Here is a 5,373-nt window from a genome sequence, read left to right as displayed (position 1 = left end):
GAGGAGCAGGGCCGGAAGATCGCCCCGGAGGATCTTATCAGGGAACTTGATGCGGATCCCGCGGAGGCGGCCAGGTGTCTCAAAATCTTTCAGGAACGAGATTTGATGGCTCTTAAAGAGGGTTTTCTCACGCTCACCTCATCTGGCCGGGCGAATGCGGAGTTTGCCCTGGCCAGGCATGCCCGCATTTCTGAATTTTTCGCCGGAGTTCTTAAGCTGTCCCCGCTGGAGTCCTGCCGGAATGCGGCCCGGATCAGAAATGTCATTCAAAGGGATGCCCTCGCCGAGCTTTACGACTACGTGGAGGAACATGATCTCGAGCATAAGCTTCCGGAGGAGGATCTCATTTTTCTGTTTCCGTCTCTCACCTCATGCCTTGAGAACCGCTACGGCTATCTGTTTGATCCCCTGTATCTCACCATTGATAATTACGGCTCTGCCACCATGGCCCGCATTGCGGAATACTGCGGCATGAAGCTTCCCGATGTGCGGGAGGAGGCGCATCTGATGGCGGAGCGGGGCTTTCTGGAGCAGGTTTCAGCTGATGACGCTGAGCTTGTCCTCACTCCCCTGGGGCGGGAGACCATGAATGAGATCTTTATCCGCCAGATGCAGATTTCCGAGTTTTTGCAATTTACTCTGGAGGTTGAAGAGGAGGAAGCCCAGGAGAACGCCTGGCAGTGGAAGTTTCTGCTGTCCGACGAGGCCATGAAGGCCATCCGGGATTTTAATGATGAGAACGGCATTAAAGCGGAGTGGGGAACCGGTGAACCTTGATGCCCCTGTATTTGATGGCGCAGCCTTTGATGATGCTGCCTTTGACGATGACTATGATGACGCTCCCCGGCTGCAGTCTCATTTAGACAGTCTGGGAGCCTGCGATTACCTCGCGGCCCTGTACCGGCTTACCGGGGAACAGGGGCGGGATATCACCCCGGAGGATCTTATTCATGAGCTCAGATCCGATCCCGAAGAGGCCGCGGAAGTCCTCGCGGAGCTTCAGGATTGTGAGTATCTCGTTCTGGACGAGGGCTTTCTCACTCTCACCTCCTTTGGCCAAGAGGAGGCGGAATTTACTCTCGTGAAGCATGCCCGCGCCGCGGCATTTCTGTCCGGAGTTCTGAAGCTCTCCCCGCAGGAGGCCTGCCGTAATGCGGCCCGGATCAGACATGTCATGAGGCGGGAGACCTTTAAGGGGATTTCCCGCTATCTCCGGAAGCATAACCTTGACAGGATTATCCCGGAGACGGAAATGAATTTGCTGTTTCCGTCTCTGACCCGTACCATTGATGAGAACTACGGGTATCTTTTTGATCCCCTTTATCTGCTGCTTGAGGATCATGAAACTCCCACCATTGCAGGCATTTCGGAATTCACCGGGATGCGCCTCGGTATGGCTGAGCGGGAAGCCCGCAAAATGGAAGAGCGGGGCCTTCTGGAGACAATCGGTTCTGACGGCGTTCTCACCCCGACGCCCCGGGGACTGGAGATAATTTATGACCTCGCAAACCGCCATATGGAGATCACCTCATTTTTGAAATTTACCCTGGGCCTTGAAGATATTGAGGCCCAGAAGAATGCCTGGAAATGGAAGTTTTTGCTGTCCGGGGCGGCCCTGAAGGCCATCCGGGCTTTTCTTGCCGAGAACGGCATTGCTGCGGAGCTGTAGCTTAAAGGAGATCTTATGCGCGATCCTGATGATATGTCCCACCTTCCTCATGACATTCCGGGGGGAGAGGATTACCTTGTGGCGCTGTACCGGCTTACCGAGGAACAGGGCCGGGATATCACCCCGGAGGATCTGATTCATGAGCTCAGCGCGGATCCCGAAGAGACCGCAAAAGTCCTGGAGGATCTGCAGTATTATGGGTTTCTGGTTCTGGACGAGGGTCTTCTGGAGCTCTCCTACCCCGGCAGATGGGCCGCAGCGGACACGGTCTCATGGCATGTCAGCATTGCGGCATTTCTGGCCGGAGTTCTGAAGTTGCCCCCTCTGGAGGCCTGCCGTAATGCAGCCCGCATAAGAAATGTCATCAGGCGCAAGGCCCTGGAGGGGATTACCCGCTATGCCGCGGAGCATCACCTTGACCGGGATATGCCGGAGACGGAGATAAATTTTCTGTTTCCGTCCCTGCCCAGCGTCCTTGAAGAGAACGGCGGGTATCTTTTTGATCTCATCTATCTGGAACTTGAGGATAATGAGACTCCCTCCATGGAAGGCATTTCGGAAGCAACCGGAATGAGTCTGGAAAGCATCGAGGAAGATGCCCGCATCATGGAGAAGCAGGGCCTTCTGGAAAAAATCGGTTCGGACGGCGTCCTTGCTCCCACATCCCGGGGACTTGAGATGATTTATGAAAACGTCCGCCGCCAAATGGAGATCACCGCCTTTTTAACGGATACGCTGGGGCTTGAGGAAATTGAGGCGCAAAGCAATGCCTGGAAGTGGAAGTTTCTGCTGTCCGACGAGGCCATGAAGGCTATCCGGGATTATCTTGCTGAGAACGGCATTGCTGCGGAGCAGAGGTAAGCTGTTTTTTTCCGGCGGAGATTTCTCCTGCCGCTCCGCGTGCCTCCCGCGCTCCTGTTTCCGTCTTCCCGAAATAAAAAAGCCCTTCCGTAAAGAAGGGCTCTGTTCCTTAAGCTCCGGTTACTCCGGAAGCTGCCGCCTTACTCAGTGAAGGAGGTAATGGTCTTAAGCTCCTCGGCGCTGAGTTCGGGGAAGGAACCATGCTTCCGGAGATACTCCTTTACCACGGGGGCATCGATGCCCTTGACGGGGCCGGCCTTTTTCTTCTTGAGAAGAGCAAAGCCGTCCTTGCCCCGGAGCACGTAGTCGGTGGTCAGCACCCGGTAGGTCTTTTTCAGATTGATGGGCTGAGATTTTCCGCTGGCGTCAGTGAACATCACCTCGGTTACCGGAGTGTCGCCGCTCATCTTCATGGCATAGGTGAAGCCCCAGCCGCAGGGAGTGCCGCCATCCCGGGCCGCAACATCGGCATTGATGTAGCGGATTACCTGATTAAGCACGTCCACGAATTCCTTTCCGGTAAGCTTCACTTCCTTAAGTTCATTGCTGAAGGGGATAATGGCCAGCAGATCGCCGTCAGTGAAGTCGCCTTCCTCCATGTCCACCCGGAACATGCCGGAGTTTCCGAGATAAATGTCGCCGCCGAGTTCATCCAGGAATACCTTGCTGAATACCTTGCAGGTTTCCGATCCGAAGGGGCTCTGAGCGTTTTTGATGACGCATTCGTCGGTGGGATAGCGGGTGGTGCAGGTGTCCTGAACCGCCTGGCCCAGAGTGGTGAATTTGGCCTTGATGGCATCGCGGTACGGCTGGAGAGCCTTGGTGGCCGTATCATTGGGCCGGGCTTCAATGAAGGGGCTGTCCGGCTGATCGATAAGGCCCTTGATTTCAGCTTCCGCAATCTTCTTGCCCTCGGGAGACTTGGGCACGCCCTTAAGCTGAGCGGAATCCGTCCAGAGCGGCATATAAGGAGTGCCTTCGCACTTCAGCACATGGCCGTCCTTGTCAAAGGAAACCTTGAGATCCCCGATGATCTTGCCGTATTCATTAGCCTGCACCACGCAGATCTTGTGCCCGGTGGCGTTGGTGCGGGTCATGGGGTAGGTGCACTCGCCCTTGAAGCCGTATTTGGAGAAATCGCCGCAGAGACTGTGGGAGTCGCCGCCTACGATAATGTCCACGTCATTCAAAAGAGCGGCATTGGTTCTGTCGGCAATAACCCCCTGGTGGGTTACCAGCACATGGATCTTGGCCACATCGTTATGTTTGGCGGTCATTTCGTTAATGAGGGGCACGGTTTCGGCAAACTTCATGTCCGGATCCGGGCTGGAGCTGTGAGTGATTTTCTTCCCGGTGGTGACGCCGTAGAAGGCCACGGTATGGCCCTGAATTTCCCGGAAGGCTTCGGTGACGCCGTTTTCCCCGTTAAGCGGGCTGTCCGGCCCCACGGTCATATCGGAGTTCAGGAGCACAGACTGCGGGCTTAGCTTCTTCATGAAATCCACATAAGTCCGGAGTCCCTTGCCCCCATGGTCAAACTCATGGTTGCCGTAAACATAGAAATCGGTTTTGTACATGCCATGGAGGGCGGCATCAGCCTCACCGTGGAAGTTGTCGTAGTTGGAGGCATTGCCGGTGATCTGGTCTCCGGCGGAGATCACCAGAACATCGGGATTGGCCTTGCGTCTCTCCTCGATCACCGATTTAATGGCCTCGGGACCGCCTACCTTGACCCGCACCAGTCCGGCGGGGGTTTTCAGGGACACCTTATTGGCATCAATGTAGGAATGGACATCGTTAACATGGAGAATTTCCAGAGTGAAATCGATCTTATCAGCGATTTCCGCATCGGCATTATCAATGGAGTTCAGCTTCATGTCGGTCATGCTGCCGGAGCCGGCGGTTCCGGTGGCAGGGCCGGAGGAGCTGCAGGCGGCTATCGCGAGAGCGAGAGAAGTCAGAGCCAGTTCTTTATAAAATCTTTTCATGGTCTTGGTTGCAAATAACAGTTAAAAGTGGCAGTCTCGGTATCTTTTTGAACGCAAATTGAACGCCAAAAGCGCCAAAAAACCCCGGTATTTTACCGGATAATCCCCGATATTTCTGCGAGTTAGCCGACATTGACAGAATTAAATTCGCTGGGGATAGAGGTCGGGTGTTTTGCCGGATATGGCTGGAAAGGCTTTCAGAAGGAGCGGGAAACGGGGGGAGGCGCGGCAAAAAAAGGACACGCCTGAGCATGTCCTCTTATCTGAAGCCCGGGGTTAGGGCTTTGCCCTGTTTTCAGGAGGGCGGCCCCGGAAGCCGAAGCTCTTTAGTCCGCGCAGACCTTGCTGTAGGCGGTCTTGTTGCCCAGAAGCTTTGCGGTAACCGCAGGCAGATCCACCTTAAAGACATTTCCTTCAGCCTGAACCTCTTCGCAGGTCATAAGATCATAGAGAGAGTTCCCGTCGCCCGGAATAGAGGTGTCCAGATTGACCTGAGCGGTTTTGTCTTCCCTGACGTTCATGAAGAAGAATACCGACTCGTCGTCAAAGTCCTTCTTTATGGAGAAGAGAACATCATCGGTCTTGATGTCGGTCATGCCGCCCATATAGAGAGACTTCAGATTCTTCCGGAGATTCATGAGCCGCCGGAACTGCTTCAGAAGATTGCTTTCATTTTCGGTGAAGCCGGAGAACTTGCCGTTAACCCGGGCCACATGGTCATCATAATAGCCCATCTGCTCCTTCTTGATGTCGAAGTTCGGCACCTCCTGTCCCCACTCGTCGCCGTAGAACACGGTCATGGGGCCGCTCATTACCGCGGTTACCATGTGGGCCAGAAGATAGCGGTTCCAGTAG

General features: G+C 54.8%; 5 protein-coding genes. 3 read left to right on the top strand and 2 right to left on the bottom strand.

Features of this window, described 5'->3' with window-relative positions; all coding sequences use genetic code 11:
• From ACJROR_RS14645 to ACJROR_RS14635, 3 genes are all read left to right on the top strand, one after another.
• A partial coding sequence (locus ACJROR_RS14645; RefSeq protein ID WP_406547740.1) for a hypothetical protein occupies positions 1-777 on the top strand: 777 nt, incomplete at its 5' end.
• Positions 767-1,669 carry an iron dependent repressor, metal binding and dimerization domain protein gene (locus tag ACJROR_RS14640; RefSeq protein ID WP_406547739.1) on the top strand — a complete coding sequence of 301 codons (903 nt, stop codon included), beginning with the start codon at positions 767-769 and terminating at the stop codon, positions 1,667-1,669. The genes ACJROR_RS14645 and ACJROR_RS14640, both read left to right, overlap by 11 nt.
• 15 nt (positions 1,670-1,684) lie before the next feature.
• Positions 1,685-2,530: an iron dependent repressor, metal binding and dimerization domain protein gene (locus tag ACJROR_RS14635; protein ID WP_406547738.1), complete on the top strand. Its 846-nt coding sequence runs from the start codon at positions 1,685-1,687 to the stop codon at positions 2,528-2,530.
• A gap of 140 nt (positions 2,531-2,670) precedes the next feature.
• Here ACJROR_RS14635 and ACJROR_RS14630 read toward each other — a convergent pair whose 3' ends face one another.
• Complete coding sequence (locus ACJROR_RS14630) at positions 2,671-4,518, bottom strand: bifunctional metallophosphatase/5'-nucleotidase (RefSeq protein ID WP_406547737.1); 1,848 nt, start codon at positions 4,516-4,518, stop codon at positions 2,671-2,673.
• Positions 4,519-4,844: 326 nt separating this feature from the next.
• Positions 4,845-5,373, bottom strand: a 529-nt coding sequence (locus ACJROR_RS14625; protein ID WP_406547736.1) for a hypothetical protein, incomplete at its 5' end; no start/stop codon positions are given.

This window comes from Succinimonas sp., assembly GCF_045225735.1.
Lineage (GTDB): Bacteria > Pseudomonadota > Gammaproteobacteria > Enterobacterales > Succinivibrionaceae > Succinimonas.
This window is presented reverse-complemented; position numbering and strand designations above follow the sequence as displayed.

What these genes read in the sequence shown, in the direction of transcription:
- ACJROR_RS14635 (WP_406547738.1), top strand. Translation starts at nt 1,685, where the DNA reads ATGCGCGATCCTGATGATATGTCCCACCTTCCTCATGACATTCCGGGG.
- ACJROR_RS14630 (WP_406547737.1), bottom strand. Translation starts at nt 4,518, where the DNA reads ATGAAAAGATTTTATAAAGAACTGGCTCTGACTTCTCTCGCTCTCGCG.